Source organism: Streptomyces sp. WI03-4A (genome assembly GCF_033792105.1).
GTDB classification, from domain to species: Bacteria; Actinomycetota; Actinomycetes; order Streptomycetales; family Streptomycetaceae; genus Streptomyces; species Streptomyces collinus_A.
Window position 1 is genome coordinate 1 of the sequence record NZ_JARAUO010000074.1, and the last position, 18425, is coordinate 18425.

General features: G+C 72.7%; 16 protein-coding genes and 1 pseudogene. 2 read left to right on the forward strand and 15 right to left on the reverse strand.

Annotated features, from left to right (window positions below; translation table 11 throughout):
• Positions 1-100: 100 nt before the first annotated feature.
• A pseudogene (locus PV343_RS39225) lies at positions 101-360 on the forward strand (response regulator transcription factor); the annotation flags it as partial.
• A 54-nt stretch (positions 361-414) separates the two neighbouring features.
• Complete coding sequence (locus tag PV343_RS39230) at positions 415-1866, forward strand: peptidoglycan D,D-transpeptidase FtsI family protein (RefSeq protein WP_319151820.1); 1452 nt, start codon at positions 415-417, stop codon at positions 1864-1866.
• 46 nt (positions 1867-1912) lie between these two features.
• Here the strand turns inward: PV343_RS39230 and PV343_RS39235 are convergent, their stop codons facing one another.
• The 15 genes from PV343_RS39235 to PV343_RS39305 form a co-directional block, all read right to left on the reverse strand.
• Entirely contained in the window at positions 1913-3364 is a 1452-nt protein-coding gene (locus PV343_RS39235; protein WP_319151821.1) for an NCS2 family permease, read from the reverse strand.
• 205 nt (positions 3365-3569) lie between these two features.
• A complete protein-coding gene (locus tag PV343_RS39240) occupies positions 3570-4367 on the reverse strand; it encodes an HAD family acid phosphatase (protein WP_319151822.1) in 798 nt (265 codons plus the stop codon).
• Between the two features lie 122 nt (positions 4368-4489).
• Positions 4490-5635, reverse strand: coding sequence for a pectinesterase family protein (locus tag PV343_RS39245; RefSeq protein WP_319151823.1), 1146 nt, complete (start codon positions 5633-5635; stop codon positions 4490-4492).
• A gap of 78 nt (positions 5636-5713) precedes the next feature.
• Positions 5714-7027, reverse strand: a complete 1314-nt coding sequence (locus tag PV343_RS39250) for a pectate lyase (protein WP_319151824.1) — start codon at positions 7025-7027, stop codon at positions 5714-5716.
• Positions 7028-7081: 54 nt separating this feature from the next.
• Positions 7082-8419, reverse strand: a complete 1338-nt coding sequence (locus PV343_RS39255; protein WP_319151825.1) for an ABC transporter substrate-binding protein — start codon at positions 8417-8419, stop codon at positions 7082-7084.
• Between the two features lie 54 nt (positions 8420-8473).
• Positions 8474-9982: a glycoside hydrolase 43 family protein gene (locus PV343_RS39260; protein ID WP_319151826.1), complete on the reverse strand. Its 1509-nt coding sequence runs from the start codon at positions 9980-9982 to the stop codon at positions 8474-8476.
• Entirely contained in the window at positions 9979-10824 is an 846-nt protein-coding gene (locus tag PV343_RS39265) for a PmoA family protein (protein ID WP_319151827.1), read from the reverse strand. The genes PV343_RS39260 and PV343_RS39265 overlap by 4 nt, the downstream gene beginning before the upstream one ends.
• Complete coding sequence (locus tag PV343_RS39270) at positions 10824-11984, reverse strand: Gfo/Idh/MocA family oxidoreductase (RefSeq protein ID WP_319151828.1); 1161 nt, start codon at positions 11982-11984, stop codon at positions 10824-10826. Before PV343_RS39270 ends, PV343_RS39265 begins: the two co-directional genes overlap by 1 nt.
• Positions 11981-12853, reverse strand: a complete 873-nt coding sequence (locus PV343_RS39275) for a carbohydrate ABC transporter permease (RefSeq protein ID WP_319151835.1) — start codon at positions 12851-12853, stop codon at positions 11981-11983. The genes PV343_RS39270 and PV343_RS39275 overlap by 4 nt, the downstream gene beginning before the upstream one ends.
• Positions 12854-12861: 8 nt before the next feature.
• Positions 12862-13797, reverse strand: coding sequence for a carbohydrate ABC transporter permease (locus PV343_RS39280; protein WP_319151829.1), 936 nt, complete (start codon positions 13795-13797; stop codon positions 12862-12864).
• Between the two features lie 109 nt (positions 13798-13906).
• Complete coding sequence (gene araD, locus PV343_RS39285; protein ID WP_319151830.1) at positions 13907-15640, reverse strand: L-arabinonate dehydratase; 1734 nt, start codon at positions 15638-15640, stop codon at positions 13907-13909.
• Complete coding sequence (locus PV343_RS39290; protein ID WP_319151831.1) at positions 15637-16548, reverse strand: dihydrodipicolinate synthase family protein; 912 nt, start codon at positions 16546-16548, stop codon at positions 15637-15639. The genes araD and PV343_RS39290 overlap by 4 nt, the downstream gene beginning before the upstream one ends.
• Positions 16545-17198, reverse strand: coding sequence for a GntR family transcriptional regulator (locus PV343_RS39295; RefSeq protein WP_319151832.1), 654 nt, complete (start codon positions 17196-17198; stop codon positions 16545-16547). Before PV343_RS39295 ends, PV343_RS39290 begins: the two co-directional genes overlap by 4 nt.
• Before the next feature lie 157 nt (positions 17199-17355).
• Positions 17356-18117: an MBL fold metallo-hydrolase gene (locus PV343_RS39300; protein ID WP_319151833.1), complete on the reverse strand. Its 762-nt coding sequence runs from the start codon at positions 18115-18117 to the stop codon at positions 17356-17358.
• A 71-nt stretch (positions 18118-18188) separates the two neighbouring features.
• Positions 18189-18425, reverse strand: a 237-nt coding sequence (locus PV343_RS39305; RefSeq protein WP_319151834.1) for a hypothetical protein, incomplete at its 5' end; no start/stop codon positions are given.

The following is an 18425-nucleotide window of genomic DNA, read 5'->3' on the forward strand; positions in this document are numbered from 1 at the left end:
CGGCCCGCGCCGGGCGCGCCCGTCACCTTCCGGTACGTCACCGATCGGCCGCCACCGGCGGCGGGCCTCGCCTGCGCTGGGCGGATGACCGCCGGCCTGCTCGGCCGTGCGGGCCCTCGCGGCGGAGCACCCGCGGCGGGGGGCCGCGCCGCCGGCCTGGGTGGGCCGGCTCACCGGGCGGGAGAGCGAGGTGCTGCGGCACATGGCCGGCGGCCTGACGAACGCCGAGACAGCCCGGCGCATGTCGGTGCCGCCACGGTGAGGTCGCACGGGGCGGCGGTGCTGGCCGAGACCGGCACCCGGGACCGTACCCAGGCGGTGATCGCCGCGTACGAGGCGGGTTTCCTGAACGTGGGATGAGAAAGCGGGCGCAGGGGAACGATCACCCCCCTTCCACTCGTCCTTCCGGGCGGGATGAACAAGACGATCAGGCGGGCGTCCGTCTTCGCGCTGCTGCTCGTGCTCGCTCTGCTGGTCAGGGCGACCTGGGTGCAGTTCTACGACGGCAAGGCCCTCGCGGAAGACAACGACAACCGGCGGAACGCGATCGAGACCTACTCACGGCCGCTGGGGAACATCATCGTGGCCGGGAACTCGATCACCGGCTCGGCGCGGACGAAGGGCGGCGACCTCGCGTACAAGCGGACGTACAAGAACGGCAGACTCTACGCGGCGGTGACGGGCTACGCCTCGCAGGCCTACGCCCCCACCCAGCTGGAGGGCATCTACGCGGACCTGCTCAACGGCACGGACACCCAGCTCAAGACCGTCATGGACACGATCACCGGGGAGCGGGCCGAGCCGGGTGACGTGCTCACCACGATCGAACCGGCCGTGCAGAAGGCGGCCTACGCCGCGCTCGGGAGCAACAAGGGCGCGGCCGTCGCCCTCGACCCGAAGACGGGCCGGATCCTGGCGGTGGCCTCCACCCCCTCCTACGACCCCGGGCAGCTCACCGACGCCAACACCGCGGGCGCGGCCTGGAAGCGGCTGCTCGCGGACAAGGACAAGCCGCTCACCAACCGGGCGCTGCGCCAGCCGCTGCCCCCCGGCTCCACGTTCAAGCTGGTCGTGGCGGCGGCCGCGCTGGAGGACGGGCTGTACAAGAACGTGGACGAGCGCACCGACAGCCCCGATCCGTACACGCTGCCCGGCACGTCGAAAGTGCTGACGAACGAGAACAGGTCGGCTCCCTGCGAGGACGCCCCGATCCGGGTCGCGCTGCGCTACTCCTGCAACAACGTCTTCGCCAGGATGGCGGTCCGGCTCGGCCAGGACAAGGTGCGGGCCATGGCCGAGAAGTTCGGCTTCGACGATGGGAAGCAGGACGTGCCGGTGCGGGCCGACGCCAGCGTGTACCCGTCGCACATGGACGACGCCCAGACCGCCCTCTCCGGCATCGGCCAGTTCGACGTGACCGCGACCCCGCTCCAGATGGCCATGGTGTCGGCGGCCATCGCCAACGACGGCAAGCTGGTCTCGCCGCACATGGTCTCGCGGATCACCGACAGCGGCGGCGACACGCTGAAGGACTACGACGACGGCGCGGACACGCAGCAGGTCGTCAGCTCCGGGACGGCCGAGCAGCTGCGGTCGGCGATGGAGACGGTGGTGAAGGACGGCACCGGTACGAACGCGCAGATCGCCGGGGTGACGGTCGGCGGCAAGACCGGCACCGCGCAGCACGGCGAGAACAACAGCAAGACGCCGTACGCCTGGTTCACGTCCTACGGCAAGGCGGCGGGCGGCAAGGAGGTCGCCGTCGCGGTGATGGTCGAGCAGTCCGACGCGGCCCGGTCGGAGGTCAGCGGCAACGGGCTGGCGGCGCCGGTGGCCCGGGCGATGATGCGGGCGGCGCTCAGGTAGGCGCCGGGTGCCGGAGGGGGCGGTCCGTCGGGCCGCCCCCCGCCGCTCACCTGACCCCGAGGATCTGCTCCACCGGGTCGATCGCGAAGTAGACGAGGAACAGCGCCGACACGCCCCACAACAGCCAGTTGACCTCCCTGGCCCTGCCGAGGACCGTCTTGATGAGCACGTAGGACACGAAGCCCGCGCCGATGCCGTCGGTGATCGAGTAGGTGAAGGGCATCGCGGCGATGGTGAGGAACGCCGGGATGGCGATCTCGTACCGGTCCCAGTCGATGTGCTTCACGTGGGTCATCATCAGGAAGCCCACCGCGATCAGCGCCGGCGCCGCCGCCTGCAGCGGGACGATCGTCAGCAGCGGGGTGAGGAAGAGGGCGAGGCCGAAGAGGCCGCCGGTGACCAGGTTGGCGAAGCCGGTGCGGGCGCCCTCGCCGACACCGGCGGCGGACTCGATGTAGGCGGTGTTGGAGGAGGCCGAGCCGACACCGCCCGCGACGGCGGCGGCGCCGTCGATGAACAGCACCCGGCCGATGCCGGGCACCTGCCCCTTGTCGTCGAGCAGTCCGGCCTCGGCGCTGATGCCGACGATCGTGCCCATGGCGTCGAAGAAGTCGGACAGGATCAGGGTGAAGACCAGCAGGACGGCGGTGAGCACACCGGCCTTGGCGAAGCCGCCGAAGAGGCTGAAGTGGCCCACGAGACCGAAGTCCGGGGCGGCGACGACCTTGTCCGGGACCTTGGGGGTGGTCAGGCCCCAGCTCCTGATGTCGGCGACGGCGTCGATGACGATCGCGACGACGGTCATCGTCACGATGCTGATGAGGATCGCGCCCTTCACCTTGCGGGCGAGCAGCGCGATGGTCAGCAGCACGCCGAGGCAGAAGACGAGGACCGGCCAGCCGGTGAGGCGCCCGACGGCGCCGAGCTGCACCGGCACGGTGCTGTGCGCGGCGTCCGGGATGCGGCTGACGAACCCGGCGTCCACGAAGCCGATGAAGGCGATGAACAGGCCGATGCCGACGCCGATGGCCTGCTTGAGCTGCTGCGGGATCGCGTTCATGATCGCTTCCCGGAGTCCGGTGAGGACCAGCAGACAGATGACGAGGCCCTCCAGGACCACCAGGCCCATCGCGTCGGGCCAGCTCATCAGCGGCGCGATCTGGAAGGCGACGACGGCGTTGAGGCCGAGGCCCGCCGCGATGGCGAGCGGCAGGTTGCCGCCGACACCCATGATGACGGTCATGACGCAGGCCACCAGCGCGGTGGCGGTGACGAGTTGGCCGGTGTCGAGGGAGTGGCCGAACTTGTCCTTGGCGCTGCCCAGGATGATCGGGTTCAGGACAAGGATGTAGGCCATGGTGAAGAACGTGGCGAACCCGCCGCGTATCTCCCGGCCGAGGGTGGAACCCCGTTCGGAGATTCTGAAGTACCGGTCGAGGCCGTTCGCGGCGGGTGGCGGGACGCTCTGCCGCTGCTCCGCCTTCTGCGTCTCGGACATGGTCGAACTCCTCGTCGACTGGTGAGCCGGTGTGCGCGTGCTGGCTGGATTGTTCCCCTGTCTCACCCGTTTCAGGTTTTCCCGGTGTTACGGAATCCGGTTCGGCCGGGCAGTACGGCCACGCGCGCGCCGGCCCCCGCCGCGGCACGGTCGTGCCGGGACGGGGGCCGGGTGCGAGCGGCCGCTCGCCGGCGTACGGCTGACGTCAGGAGACGAAGTACGTCGGGTTCGGCAGCTTGTAGGTGCGGTCGGCGTGTCCGCCGTCGAGGTCCGAGTACTGGTCGCCGAAGTTGGCGACGATCTCGTACCCGAGGTCGTCCTCGATGTGCTTGCGGGTGCCGGCCTTGTACTGCACGGTGGTGCAGTTCCAGGTGCCGGGGGTGGCGCAGTCGCCCAGGTAGGCGGGCGGGTTCGCCTTGTCCTTGAGGAACATGTGGCCGGCGTCGAGGTTCACGTCGGCGCCGATCTTCTTCAGGTTGTCGACGGCGGCGGTGCGCTGCGCCTCGCTGAGACCGGAGTTGTAGAAGACCGTCACGCCCTTGGCCGCGGCGTACCGGACCAGCTCGGGGCTGCCGAAGACGGCCGGGCGGTCGGCACGGTTCACGTAGTCGGCCCAGGTGGTGCCGTTGTACGTGTAGTTGTAGCGCTTCTCGTAGTCGAGGCTGAGCAGCAGCGTGTCGTCGATGTCGAAGACGACGGCCGGCTTCTCGCCGTGGTGGTGCGCCTTGCGCGCCGCCTTGTCGATGTAGCGGCGGGCGTCGGCGTCGATGCGCGCGAGGTCCTTGGCGTACGGGCTGTCCGGGGACGCCTGGTAGACGCCGTTGCTGTCGGCGGTGGTGCCGTAGTAGGTGTCGATGTCCTTCACCAGGAGCCCGATGTTGTAGGGCTCGTGGGTGGAGTTCGCCGTGGACTGGCCGGCCGTGGCCACGCCGGCGCCGTACAGGGCGCCACCGGCGAGGGCGCAGGCGGCGGCGGCCGCCGCGATCCGATGTGATTTACGCATGACAGGTTTTCTACGCGCGTCACCAGGGGTAGCGCGAGAGTCATTGCCCAATCGATATCAAGCCATCCCCGAACGGCTCGCGCGGCGGCGCGTGTCCGGGCGGCGCCGGGGCTCCCGGTACGTCAGCACTCGTGCCACGGCGCCCAGTTGCCGAGCCATGCCTCGCGGGTGGCCGTCGCCGCCTGTTCGCGGGTGAGCCGGGGCCGGTTGCCGGGCACGGTCACGACCGCTCCCGGGCCGGTGTTGCGGTACTCGGCGAACCGCTGCTCCTGCCAGGGGTGGGCCGCCGCCATGTCGGCGTAGGGCGCGACCGCGTCGATGCCGGGCCCGAGGTGGGTGTCCCGGACGGTGAGCATCGGGCGGGCGGTGGGGTCGGAACCGGGCACCCAGGGGCGGGCCAGCTTGTAGGACGCGTCCGGGGCATCGCCGCTCACCCGGCCGCGGACGACCAGGAAGCCGCGCGGATCGGTGACGGCGGTGGAGGGCGCGAAGACGAAGCCGTAGGGGGCCGCCGCCAGGTCGGTGCGGTCGAGGGTGCGGAAGTGGCAGTCCTCGTAGACGGCGGTGGCCCGGCCGAAGACGAAGTCGACGTCGCCCTCGACGAAGCAGTGGGCGTAGTACTGGCGGGCGAAGACGCCGAGTGCGGTGGAGTCCGCGTACAAGGTGTCCTGGTGGCCGAGGAAGCGGCAGTGCAGGAAGGCGCTGCGGTCGCCCTGCACCTTGACGGCCACCGCCTGGGTGCCGGTGGTGCCCGGATGGTCGGCGCGCAGCCAGTCGTTGGCGAAGGTGATCCAGCGGGCGGTGAAGCCGTCGGCCTGGACGAGGGTGGTCGCCGAGCCGCTGGTGCCGTAGGTGCCCGAACCGTCCGGTCTCGGCGTCCCGGCCGCGTTGTCGTACACGATGACGACGTCCCGGGGATCCTCGGAGGCGCCGATCCAGGTGACCCCGGTGCGGGTGGTGTCGACGGCGACCGTCTCCCGGTAACTGCCGGGCGCGAGGACCAGGGTCCAGCCACTGCCGGCCGCGGCGGACACGGCGGCCCGGACGGAGGGGTGGTCGCCCCGGCCGAGCGGGTCGACGTACAGGGTCCGCGGGGTGAGGCGGCGGGCCGGCGAGCCGTACCGGCCGAACGGGCGTGGCCCGCCGGCGGCCGACGCGGGGGCCGGTGACAGCGGTCCGAGAGCGGCGCCGGCGGCCGCCGTGAGGAACCCACGCCGGGACGGCGGGGACAGTGGGGACGGCCGGGCCGGAGGACGGGGTGCGGGCATGCGGGTACTCCTTCGCGGTGGACGGAGGTGGGGTGCCGGACCGGGGCCGGGACCGCCCGGCCCCGGTCCGGCGGTGCGTCAGCGCAGGTGACCCGCGCCGGCGCGGTGGTCGACGAGGCCGGGCACGGCCCGCGCCGGGTCGACCCGCGTGCGCAGGACCGGCGTCCAGCCCGCGCCGGAGCGCAGGATCTCGCCGGGTACCTCGGCGTTGTGGACGGCGATCAGGTCGGCCGGGGCGCCGTTGACGTAGTTGTCGTCGGCGGTGAGCGGGGCGTCCTTCCACTTCTTCAGGATCGAACCCGCCGTCACGCCGTCGGCCAGCGTGAACGCGTTGTGCTCGGCGACGAGTTGTGACTCCATGCCGATGCCGTAGCTGTAGCCGTAGCCCTCCCGCGCCACGAAGTGGTTGTCGTAGGAGTCGACCTGCCCGAAGCGGACGCGCGGTGCCCGCTCGACCAGGTTCGCGAACAGGTTGTGATGGAAGGTGACCCTCAGGTGGCCCCGGTCGACGGCGGCCGTGGCGGCGCTGTCGCTGTTGCCGATCAGGATCGTCTTGTCGTGGTCCTCGAAGACGTTCCAGGAGGCGGTGACGAGGTCGGCGCCCTTGACGATGTCCAGTTCGCCGTCGTGCTGCTGGTAGATCCGGCCGAAGTAGGACGGCAGGGTGCTGTCCGGGTGGCCGCCGTCGGTGAAGGTGTCGTGGTCGATCCAGACGTGCGTGGAGCCGTGGATCACCGCGCTGTCGTACTCGGAGTTCCAGTTGCCGTCCGCGGTGTCGGTCGGGTCCCACTGCGGGAAGCAGTCCAGGGGGCTCTCGAAGCCCAGGTTGCGGACGATCACGTTGTCGACGCCCTTGATCTGGAGACTGGCCCCCTTGAGGCCGGCGCCCCGGCCGATCCCGACGATGGTCGTGTCGGCGGGGACGTCCGCCTTGATGAAGGCGTCCTGGCGGGCGGCCGAGGCCCGGCGCAGTCCCTCCGGGCTGTCGTCGGGCTCGGCGTCCAGGGTGCTCGTGCGTCCCCAGTGCTCCGGTGCGTACCGGTCCAGGTAGGCGGCGAAGTCGTAGCCGGGGACCTCGAAGGAGGCGCAGCCGGGCCCGTCGGCGTCGATCATCCCCTTCACCCGGATGATCCGGGGTGCGCCGCCTCCGTCGGCCAGCGCGGCCTTGAACTCCTCCCAGGTGGCGACGGTGTACACGTGCGCCCGGTCGGCGGCGGCGCCTCCGGTGGTGCCCGTGCCCTGGGCGCCCCAGCCGTCGTGCGCGGCGAGGACCTGGCGGGCCGGGTCCGGGTGGCCGGGGTGGGCGGAGGCGGTGCCGGTGAGCGCGAGCACGAGGGCGGTGCAGCCCGCCAGCGCAGCTATGACACGCGCATGACATGCGAGAACAGACACTTGCCTGACTCCTCTTTCAGCGGGACAGCGGGACAGCGGGACAGCGGGACAACCTCAGTGGTTCTTCTTCCAGTCGGCCTGCGCCGCATTGAGCTGGTCGGCCAGCGTGTCCAGGAACTCCTTCGCGGTCACCTTCCCGAGCAGCAGCTTCTGGAAGTTCGGCTCGTTGTCGGCCTTGGAGATGGTGTTCCAGTCGGGCAGGTAGTACGGGAGCTGCACGATCTTCGTGTCCGCCCCGTTGAGGGCCCGTGCCGCCAGCTCGGTCGGCTCGGCCCGCCGGATCCACGCGTCGCGGGCCGCGTCCGTGTTCGCCGGCACCTGGCCCGCCGACTCGTTGAACTTGGAGTTCTCCGCCGCCGACACCGCGAACTCGATGAACTTCCAGGCGGCGGCCTTGTTCTTGCTGGACCTGAACAGGCTCAGCCCGTCGACCGGGTTGGACACCTGCACCCGGGTGCCGTCGTCCAGCGTGGGGTTGGGGATGCCCCGGAACCTGTCCTTGCCCAGCGCCTTGAGGTGGTCCTGGTACGACCCCAGGTTGTGGCTCAGCATGCCGATGGTGCCGCTGTCCCACTGGGCGACCATCTTCGTGAAGTCGTTGTTGACGTCCGCGGACGGGGTGTCCTTCTTGTAGAGCGCGACGTACTTCTCCAGGGCGGCCACGTTCCGCGGGTCGTTGACGGTGGTCCTGTCGCCGTTCCAGAACGAGGTGATGCCGGTCTGGCCGTACACCGCGTCGAGGGCCGGGGCGATGGCGCCCTCGCCGCCGCGGATGGTGAAGCCGAACCGGTTCCTGCCCCGGTCCGTGAGTTTCGCCGCGGCCGCGTAGAACTTCGACCAGGTGGTGGGGGCGTCGAGACCGGCCTTCTCGAACAGGTCGGTCCGGTACCAGAGCGTGCCGTTGTTGGCGGACGTCGGCACCTGGTACAGCCTGTCCCCGCCGCCCGCGGCCTTGCTGACGTCGAGCAGGTTGCGGCTCAGCCGACCGTCGAGAGGACTCTTGGCGAGCCGGCCGTCCAGCGGCTCCAGCGCGCCCTGGGCGCCGACCTCGGCGAGCATCGCGGTGCCCACGCCGCCCACGTCGGGCAGGCCGCCGCCCTGGATCGCCGTGTCGTACTTGGACTGGGCGCTCGCCGCGGGGATGCCGACGTACTTGACCTCGATGTCCGGGTACTTCCTCTCGAAGTCGGCGATGATCTGCTTCCAGATGTCGGTGCGCACACCGCCGTTGTTGTCCCAGAAGGTGATCGTGCCCTTGCCGGAGCCCTCGCCCCCCTTGTCCCCGGCCCCGCCGCTGCCGTCGTCGCCGCAGGCGGTGGCGGTCAGGGCGAGGACGGAGCCCAGGGCGACCACCGTGGCGGCGCGCCTGTTCCCGCGGATGCTTCTCTTCATTGGCCGGCTCTCTTCCTCTGGATCCGACGGAGTGGTGGGTGGTGGAGCTGCGCGCTACCGGGGAGTGACGCGGAACCTCGTGAAGGTCGCCGACCCGGCGGGCCCCGGTCCCGCGGGCGCGGCGGCGAACAGGCCGAACAGGGCGCCGACCCAGCGCCACGGGGTGGCCGCGAAGACCGGTCCCGCCGAACGCGGGCCGTCCCCGAGGTCGTAGGAGAACCGGCAGCGTGCCCCGGCGCCGGCCTCGATCAGCAGCCGGGCCCGTCCCGCGGGCGCGGGGGCCGGACGGGCGGCGTCCCGCTCGGGCCCGGCGCCCGCCTCGGCGAAGCGGTGCACGAGCCGGACCGTGCCGTCGCCGCCGCGTTCGAGCCCGATCCAGGCGTAGGCGTCCCCGAGCACCGCGAGCCCCGCCCGCGCGCCCGGCTCGGTGCCGTCCAGACGCAGCTCGACCTCGGCCGTGCCGGGGCGGCCGGGCAGCCGCTGGGTGAGGACGTGCGGCAGCACGCGCAGGTCGCCGGCGCCGGGCGAGCGGACGCAGGTCAGCCGCAGCCCGTCCGCGGAGTGCCGGACGGCCCAGCCGTCGCCGGGGTTGGCCGTCCACTGCCACTGGCGGCCGTACCGTCCGCCGGGGAAGTCGTCGTCGGTGGCGGGAGCGGCGGGCGGCTGCGGCGGCAGGTCCGGCCGGCGGTGGACGGCGACGGGCGTGCCGCCGGCCCCGAGCACGGGCCATCCGTCGTCGCCCCAGCGCATCGGCTGGAGGTGCACGACCCGGCCGTAGGCGCCGCGCTGCTGGAAGTGCACGAACCAGTCCTCACCGGCCGCCGTGCGCACCCAGCCGCCCTGGTGCGGGCCGTTGACCGCGGTGTCGCCCTGCTCCAGGACGACCCGCTCCTCGTACGGCCCGAAGAAGCCGCGCGAGCGGAACGCGCCCTGCCAGCCGGTCGCCACTCCCCCGGCGGGCGCGAGGATCCAGAACCGGCCCTCGTGCAGGTGGAGTTTGGGGCCCTCCAGCGTGAACCAGCCGGGCAGCAGGTCGCCGTCGACGATCACCTGGCCCTCGTCGAGCAGCGAGCGGCCGTCGGGGTGCATGCGGTGGCCGGTGAGCCGGTTCTTCACCCCGGCACGGGACCTGGCCCAGGCGTGCACGAGGTAGGCCTCGCCGGTCTCGTCGTCCCACAGCGGGCAGGGGTCGATCAGGCCCCGGCCCGCCTCGACCAGGCGCGGCCGGCTCCACGGGCCCCGGATGCCGGGGGAGTTGACCTGGAAGACGCCCCGGTCCGGGTCACCCCAGAAGATCCAGAACCGCTCGTCGTGGTGGCGGATCGAGGGTGCCCAGACCCCGCCGTCGTGCCGGGGCACGCGGAACTCCTCCTCGGGTTCCAGGCGTTCGAGGGCGTGGCCGACCAGGGTCCAGTTGACGAGGTCGCGGGAGTGCAGCAGCGGCAGTCCCGGCACCCGCCCGAAGCTGGAGGCGGTGAGGTAGAAGTCGTCGCCGACGCGGACCACGTCCGGATCGGACCAGTCGGCGTTCAGGACCGGGTTCTCGTACGTCGCGTGCGTCACCGGCTCACCGCCCGGTCGGCCAGGGCGGCCGCCTCGCCGCGCTCCAGGTGCCCGTCGGCGACGACGGTGACGACCCGGCGTACGACCGTCCCGCCCGGCGGCACCGCCAGCCGCTCGGCGGCGGCCAGCGCGGAGCCCACTCCCGGGTACGCGGCCGCGCGCACGAACCACGGGTCGCGCCGGGTCTCCTCGGTGGCCCCGGCGAAGACGAGCGTCCAGCCGGCGCCCGCCAGCGCGACCCAGTCGGAGCGGGTGCCGTGCACCTCGGCCTCGCCCTCGTGGCCGGCGGCGAGGACCCGGGGCGCGGTCTCCTCCCGGCGGGCCCGCCAGAAGAAGCCGCCGTAGGCCGCTCCGGGGCGCCCGTTGGTGGCGGGGCTGCCGAGGGTCAGCGGGCCCGCGCTGACGTTGGTCAGGGCGAAGGCGAGGTCCAGCGCCCAGGCGGAGCCGGTCAGCGGGACGGCGGTGACGGTACGGCGCTCGCGCAGCAGTTCGGCGCCGGCGGCGACCCAGCGCAGCTCCGCCACGAAACCGCCGGGGTCGCGCAGCGGGAAGCCGGTGTGCCGCTGCGCGCCGTGGTTGTCCAGCTCGGCGGGGCCCCGGTCGCGGACGAAGGTGCGCCCGCCCCAGAAGTTGTGCCCCTCGACGTCGGGGACCGCGACACCGACGCCGAGGTGGTGGGCGTGGTCGGCGGGGCCCAGCTCGGTGACCGCCGTGCCGGCCAGGGTGGTGACGGGGTGCAGGAAGGGGCGCGGGGAGAGCCGGGCCGGCAGCTCCGGCCGGGTCACGTAGCGGGCGACCGGGCGGCCGGCGACCCGCAGCACCGCGGTGTCCTGGGGGGCCATCAGCGGCTCACCTCCTTCGCCCGGGCCCAGGGGGCGCCCAGCTCGGAGTAGAGGGCGAGGGTGTCGGCCGAGGCCGCGACCAGGCCGTCGACGCCGAGGACGGCCCGGCGCCGTTCGGCGGGCAGCAGGCGCCAGGCGGAGCGGGGCAGGGGCACCGGGTCGGGGGCGGTCCTGACGGCCTCGACCACCTTCATGAAGGCACCGGTGTCGTCCGGGGCCACCAGCATCGGTACGCCGTCGGTCAGGTGCCCGGCCAGGTTCTCCAGCAGGTCGGTGCGGCCGTACCGGAGCTCCTCGGGGCCGTGTCCGGCCCGCTGCAGCAGCACCCGGTCCTGTTTGTACCAGAAGGTGATCCGGCCGCTGCCGCCGTGCACCACGACGTAGGGCTCCCCCGGGTTCTCGGCGCACAGGGTCGCGGCGACCGTGACCGGGCCGTGCCGGGTGCCGACGCGCACGCAGGAGGTGTCGTCGGACTCGATGTCGTTGGCGCGCAGCAGCTCGGTCTCGATGCCGGTGACGTCCTCGGCGCGGGTGGCGCCGATCAGGGCGAGCGCGGTGGCGACGGCGTGCGCGAGCGGGTTGGTGAGGACCCCGTCGACCACGTCGACGCCGTTCAGGCGCCGTCTGCCCGTCCAGGGCGCACGGCGGTAATAGGCCTCGTCGCGTGCCCAGGCACCGGCCGCGCCGACGCCCAGGACCGGGCCGATCGCGCCCTCGGCGACGAGCCGCCGGACGGCCGGTACGGCGTGCGAGCCCAGTGACTGGAAGCCGATCTGGCAGGCCACCCCGGCCCGGGCGACCCCGTCGGCCATCCGCCGGTACTCGGCGTACGAGGGCGCGGGCGGCTTCTCCAGCAGCAGGTGGACGCCCCGCTCCGCGGCGGTGAGGGCGAGACCGGTGTGGGTGGGGATCGGGGTGCACACGACGGCGATCCGGGCGCCGGTGGTGTCGAGCAGCGCCCCGAGGTCGGTGGACTGCGCGGGCTCCCCCAGGCCGTCGGGCAGCTCGTCCGCGGTCAGCGGGGTCGGCTCGCAGATCCCGGCCAGGCGGACGGCCCCCCTGGCCGCGAGCCGGCGGATGTTGTCCAGGTGCCGGCGGCCGTGTCCGCGCGCGCCCGCCAGCACCACCGGGACGGCCGCGCTCCGCGCGCTCGTGCTCATCCCTTCACCGCCCCCGCGCTGAAGCCGGTGATCAGCCACTTCTGGATGAAGGCGAACACGACCACGACCGGCACGGCCGCGACGATGCCGCCCGCCGCGAGGGCGCCGAGGTCCACGCTGTCCGCGCTCATCAGCGTGTTGAGGCCGACCGGGATGGTCTGCTTGCCCGGGTCGGAGAGGAACATCAGGGCGAACAGGAAGTGGTTCCAGGCGTGCACGAAGGCGAAGGAGCCCACGGCGACCAGCCCGGGCCGCAGCAGCGGGAGCACGACGATCCGGAAGGCGGTCAGCCGGCCGCAGCCGTCCACCCAGGCGGCCTCCTCCAGGGAGTACGGCACGTTCCGGATGAACCCGCTGATCAGGATCATGGACAGCGGGAGCTGGAAGACCGTCTCGGCGACGATGACGCTGCCCAGCGAGTTGATCATCGACAGCCTGGCGAAGATCTGGAACAGCGGGACCAGCAGCAGGGCGCCCGGCACGAACTGGGAGCACAGCAGCGCCAGCATGAAGCCGCGCTTGACGCGGAAGTCGAAGCGGGCGAGGGCGTAGCCGCCGGCCAGCGCGACCCCGGTGGTCAGCACGAGCGTGGCGAGAGAGACGTAGACGCTGTTGACGAAGTAGGTGCCGAAGCCGCGGTCGGTCCACACCTTGGCGAAGTGCTCCAAGGTCACCGGCCAGGGCACGAGGGAGCTGGAGCCGGCCGGGCGGAGCGCGAAGAGCAGGATCCAGTAGAACGGGACCAGGGTGAAGAGCAGGTACACCGAAAGCGGGAGGTAGATCTGCCAGCGCGGGACCTCGTCCCAGGCGCGGTGCCTGCCGCCGGTGCGGGCCGGCCCGGCCGCCACGCGCCCGGGTGCCGGAGCGATCTCGGTGATCACTTGGTCTCGCCTCCGAACTTGCTCAGCCGCAGGTAGACGATGGAGCAGAAGAGCAGGATCACGAACGCCACCGTGGTCAGCGCGGAGGCGTAGCCGAAGTCGTGGGCGTCGACACTGGTGTTGGCGATGTAGAGCGGCAGGGTGGTGGTCTCCCCCGCCGGTCCGCCGCCGGTGAGGGTGTAGAGCAGGTCGACGTTGTTGAACTCCCACACCGCGCGCAGCAGCGTGGACAGCACGATGGCGTCCTTCAGGTGGGGCAGGGTGATGTGCCAGAACTGCTTGACCCGGCTCGCCCCGTCGACCTCGGCGGCCTCGTACAGGTCCCGGGAGACGGACTGGAGGTCGGCGAGGATGAGGATCGCGAAGAAGGGGACCCCGCGCCACAGGTCGGCGACCACCGCGGCCGGGAAGACCGTGGCGGTGTCGGACAGCCAGCTGGTGCCGTAGGAGCCGAGGCCGGCGTCGGCGAGGTAACGGGTGATGCCCGTCTGGGAGTTGTAGAGCAGCACCCAGATCACGGAGGTCAGCACGCCGGAGACGGCCCACGGGGAGAAGACGAGGGCGCGGCCCAGCGCCCGGCCCGCGAAGGTCTGGTTGACGATGAGCGCCAGCGTCAGGCCGAACAGCAGTTGCAGACCGACCTCGGCCACGACCCACTGGGCGCTGAAGGTCAGCGTGTCCCAGAACTGCGGGTCGTGCGCGAACGCCCGGGTGAAGTTGCCGAGGCCCGCGAAGCCGTTCCGCCACGGCTTGGTGGGGTTGTGGTCGCGCAGGCTGTAGTAGAAGACGCTGAGCACCGGGTAGGCGATGAAGCCCAGCATGAGCAGGGCGGCCGGGGCGATCAGCAGGTAGGGCAGCGTGCGCGGGGTCGCGGAGGCGCGGCGCCGCCGGGGTGGCGCGGGCGGTTTCGCCACGGCTGCGGCTTGGGCCATGACTGTTCTCCGTTCACAGGGGGCGGGTACAGCACGGGCGGAGCGGGCACAGGAAGCGCTTGCTACGTACACATGGGTGTGGCGCGCCTCCCCGGGGGTCGCGGGTCTCTCAGCCGGCGTACGGGTCCGGCACCTGGCCCGGGCGGGCGAGGAACTCGAAGTCGCAGCCGGTGTCGGCCTGGGTGATCTGTGCGTGGTAGAGGGCGCCGTAGCCGCGCTCGTACCGGGCGGGCGGCGGGGTCCAGGCGGCCCGGCGCCGCTCCAGCTCCGCGTCGTCCACGTGCAGGTGGAGGCTGCGGGCGTCGACGTCCAGGGTGATGAGGTCGCCGGTGCGCACCAGGGCGAGGGGCCCGCCGACGTACGACTCGGGCGCCACGTGCAGCACGCAGGCGCCGTAACTGGTGCCGCTCATCCGGGCGTCGGAGATCCGCACCATGTCCCGTACCCCCTGCTTGAGCAGGTGCCCCGGGATGGGCAGCATGCCGTACTCGGGCATGCCGGGGCCGCCCTTGGGCCCGGCGTTGCGCAGCACCAGCACGCTGTCGGCGGTGATGCCGAGGGCGGGGTCGTCGATGGTGCGCTGCATGGTCCGGTAGTCGTCGAAGACGACGGCGGGGCCGGTGTGCCGCAGCAGGCGGGGCTCGGCGGCGATGTGCTTGACGACGGCGCCGTCCGGGCAGAGGTTGCCGCGCAGGACGGCGACCCCGCCCTCGCTCGCGACCGGGTTGTCGCGGGTGCGGATCACCTCGTCGTCGTGCACCCGCGCGCCGGAGAGCTGCTCGCGCAGGGTGTCGTGGGACACCGTCGGCCGGTCGAGGTGGAGCAGGTCGGGGATGCGGGAGAGGAAGCCGGGCAGGCCGCCGGCGAAGTGGAAGTCCTCCATGAGGTGGCGCTGTCCGCCGGGCCGGACGTCGGCGAGGACCGGGACGGTGCGGGCGATCCGGTCGAAGTCGTCCAGGGTGAGTTCGACCCCCGCCCGGCCCGCCATGGCGATCAGGTGGATCACGGCGTTGGTGGAGCCGCCGAGCCCGAGCACGGTGGTGACGGCGTCCTCGAAGGCCTCGCGGGTGAGGATGTCGCTCGGTCTGCGGTTGCGGTGGACCAGTTCGACGATCGTCAGGCCGGCCCGCGCGGCCATCCGGTCGTGCCCGGAGTCCACCGCGGGGATGCTGGACGCGCCCGGCACGGTCACCCCGAGCGCCTCGGCGGCCGCGGTGAGCGTGGACGCGGTGCCCATCGTCATGCAGTGGCCGGGCGAGCGGGCCAGTCCGCTCTCCAGCTCGTTCATCTCGCAGTCGCCGATGAGACCGGCCCGCCGGTCGTCCCAGTACTTCCACATGTCGGTGCCGGAGCCCAGGACCTCGCCCCGCCAGTGGCCCGGGAGCATGGGCCCGGCCGGTACGAACACGGCGGGCAGGTCGACGGAGGCGGCGCCCATGAGCAGCGCGGGGGTCGACTTGTCGCAGCCGCCCATGAGCACCGCGCCGTCGACGGGGTAGGACCGCAGCAGTTCCTCGGTCTCCATCGCGAGCAGGTTGCGGTAGAGCATCGGGGTCGGCTTCTGGAAGGTCTCGCTCAGCGTGGAGACCGGGAACTCCAGCGGGAAGCCGCCCGCCTGCCACACCCCGCGCTTGACGGCCTGGGCCCGCTCGCGCAGGTGGACGTGGCAGGGGTTGATGTCGGACCAGGTGTTGAGGATCGCGACGACCGGCTTGCCGAGGTGCTCCTCGGGCAGGTAGCCGAGCTGGCGGGTGCGGGCGCGGTGGCTGAAGGAGCGCAGGCCGTCCGTGCCGTACCACCGGTGGCTCCTGAGCTCCTCCGGGCTCCTGCGGGGCGCGCTCATACCGGCCACCCGGCGGCGATCGCGGCGACCTCGGCGCGCCGCTCCTCGGGCAGCGGCCTGCTCGGCGGGCGGACGTCCCTGCGGCACAGGCCGAGCGCGGCGAGCGCCTCCTTGACGACCGTGACGTTGTCGGCGGAGCCGTGGGCGGCGCGCAGTTCCTCGAAGCGGCGGATCTGCTCCCAGACCTTCATGGCGGCCGGGTAGTCGCCGGAGCGCAGCGCGTCGAGCATGTTCCGCGAGACGGCCGGCGCGACGTTGACGAGTCCGGAGGTGAAGCCGGTGGCGCCGGCGGAGAAGTAGGAGGGCGCGTACGGCTCGGCGAGGCCGGCCACCCACACGAAGCGGTCCAGGCCCGCGTCCCGGGCGAAGGCCGCGAACCGTGCCGCGTCCGGGACGGCGTACTTCACGCCGATCACGTTGGGGCAGTGGTCGGCGAGTTCGGCGAGCCGGGCGCCGGTGAGCCGCGCGTTGCGGATGTAGGGGACGACGCCCAAGTCGGGCACGGCCTCGGCGATGGCCCGGTGGTAGTCGACCCAGCCGGCGGCCGAGACGTAGGGGTGCACGGGCTGGTGGACCATCACCATCCGGGCGCCGAGGTCGCGGGCGTGCCGGGCGGAGCCGGTCGCGGTGGGCAGGTCGTGGCCCACGCCCACCAGGACCGCGGCGCGGTCGCCGGCCTCCTCGACGGTCAGCTCGGTGACCAGGCGGCGCTCCTCGGGGGTGAGGGCGTAGAACTCGCCGGTGTTGCCGTTCGGGGTGAGGGTCGTGATCCCGCCGTCGAGCAGGCGGCGCAGCAGGGCCCGGTGGGCGTCACGCTCGACGGAGCCGTCCGCGGCGAAGGGGGTCACCGGGATGGCCACCACGTCGGCCAGGGCGGCCCGTTGAGCCTCGAACGTCACGCTGCTCATGAATGACCTTCCTCTGGGTGGGGCTCGGGGAAAGCCCGCCGCACGAAGGACGCGATGTGGGCGTGCAGGGCGCCCGCGGCGCCGTCCGCGTCACCGTCCAGCGCGAGCCGCAGGATCTCCCGGTGCTCGGCGGCCTCCCGCTCCCAGGAGGGGTCGGCGGCCCAGGCCACGGCCGAGACGAGGGCCGCCTGGTCGCGGACCTCGTCGAGCATCCGGCCGAGCAGCGGGTTGCCGCAGGGCAGGTAGAGGGCGCGGTGGAACTCGCGGTTGGCGAGCGAGCGTTCGGCGGTGTCGGTGGCGGCGTCGGCCCGGGTGAGTGCCTCGCGGGCGGCGTCGAGGGGCGAGCCGCGCCGCACCGCCCGGCGCAGGGCCTCCGGCTCCAGCAGCAGCCGCACGTCGTAGACCTCACGGGCCATGTCCGCGTCCACCATGCGCACCGTGACGCCCTTGTACTGGCTCATCACGACCAGACCGGTCCCGGCGAGGGTCTTGAGCGCCTCGCGCACCGGGGTCTTGGACACCCCGAACTGCGCGGCCAGCTCCGTCTCGACCAGGGCCTGTCCGGGCGTCAGCCGCCCCGTCAGGATGCGGTGTTTGATCGCGTCCAGCACGAACTGCGTGCGGGACGGGATCGGGGTGGGCACAGTCATACGACCCTCTCGGATCTCACGTATCGCGTCTCATATATGACGTACGAAGTACGACGCGGACGAACGTAGGAGGGGGACCGGGTTTCGTCAATGCTTCTGACAAAGGAAGCGGGCGGCGAACGCCGGTGCTTTCAGCGGGAGTTGCCGGGCGGGCGCGTCAGAAGGTGCGGACGGCGCCCTCGACGGCCGGGTGGGTCGGCCTGCCGCAGGCGGCCGCGGCACGCTCGGTCGCCGCCTCCCGGGAGAGCGTCGGCCCGACATGGGTGACGAGCAGTTCCCTCACGCGGGCGGCGCGGGCGGCGCGCCCGGCGTCCTCGGGGGTCAGATGGACCTGCCGGAACCGTTCGCCTCCGCCATGCGCGTCGATGTCCGCCTCGCACAGGAACAGGTCCGCGCCGGTGGCGAGTTCGGTGAGCGCGGGGCAGGGGCCGCTGTCCCCCGAGTACGCCAGCACGCTGCCCTGGCACTCGGCGCGCAGACCGTACGCCTCGGTGTCGTGGACGACGGCGCGGCTGGTCAGCCGGAGGTTCCAGTGCCGGACGTCGTGCCCGTCGTACAGGTCACGGAAGTCGAAGACGGCCTTCAGGAAGTCCACGTCCGGGCGGCCGAAGAAGCCGGCCAGCCGCCGCGCGCAGTCCTGCGGGGCGTACACGGGGACGGGCGCGGGCGGGGCCATCCCGCCGAAGGCGAAGGCGTACGCGGCGGCCAGCAGGTCGGCGCTGTGGTCCGCGTGCAGGTGCGAGATCCAGATCGCCGTGAGCCGTGCGGGGTCCGTGTGCCGCTGCAACGCGGCGAACGTGCCCGGACCCGCGTCCACCCACACCTCGGCGCCGCCGCCGGAGACCAGGTACCCGGAGCAGGGCCGGTCGGGACCGGGGTACGGCGAGGCGGTGCCGAGAACGGTGAGGGTGAGCGGCATGGGAGTGAGGCTACCGACGTCGCCTGCCCGGATCGGGCGGATTTCCGCAAGCGGGGAGCGCGGCGGACCGGTCAGGTCTCCACCACGGCCGCGCAGTCGGGGCAGACCTGGGAGGCGTACTCGGGCGGGTACCAGGGGTTCGCCGGTTCCTCGGCGGACATCCGGCGGGCCTTCTCCATGGCGAAGGTGTCCTTGCCGCACAGGGTGCGGGGTCCGGCGGCCCCGGACCTGCCGGGGGCGGCGGGCGCGGCGTGCACCCGCCGGGGCACCCGTGCCGCGCCGGGCGTACCGGGGGCGCCGGCCGGGGC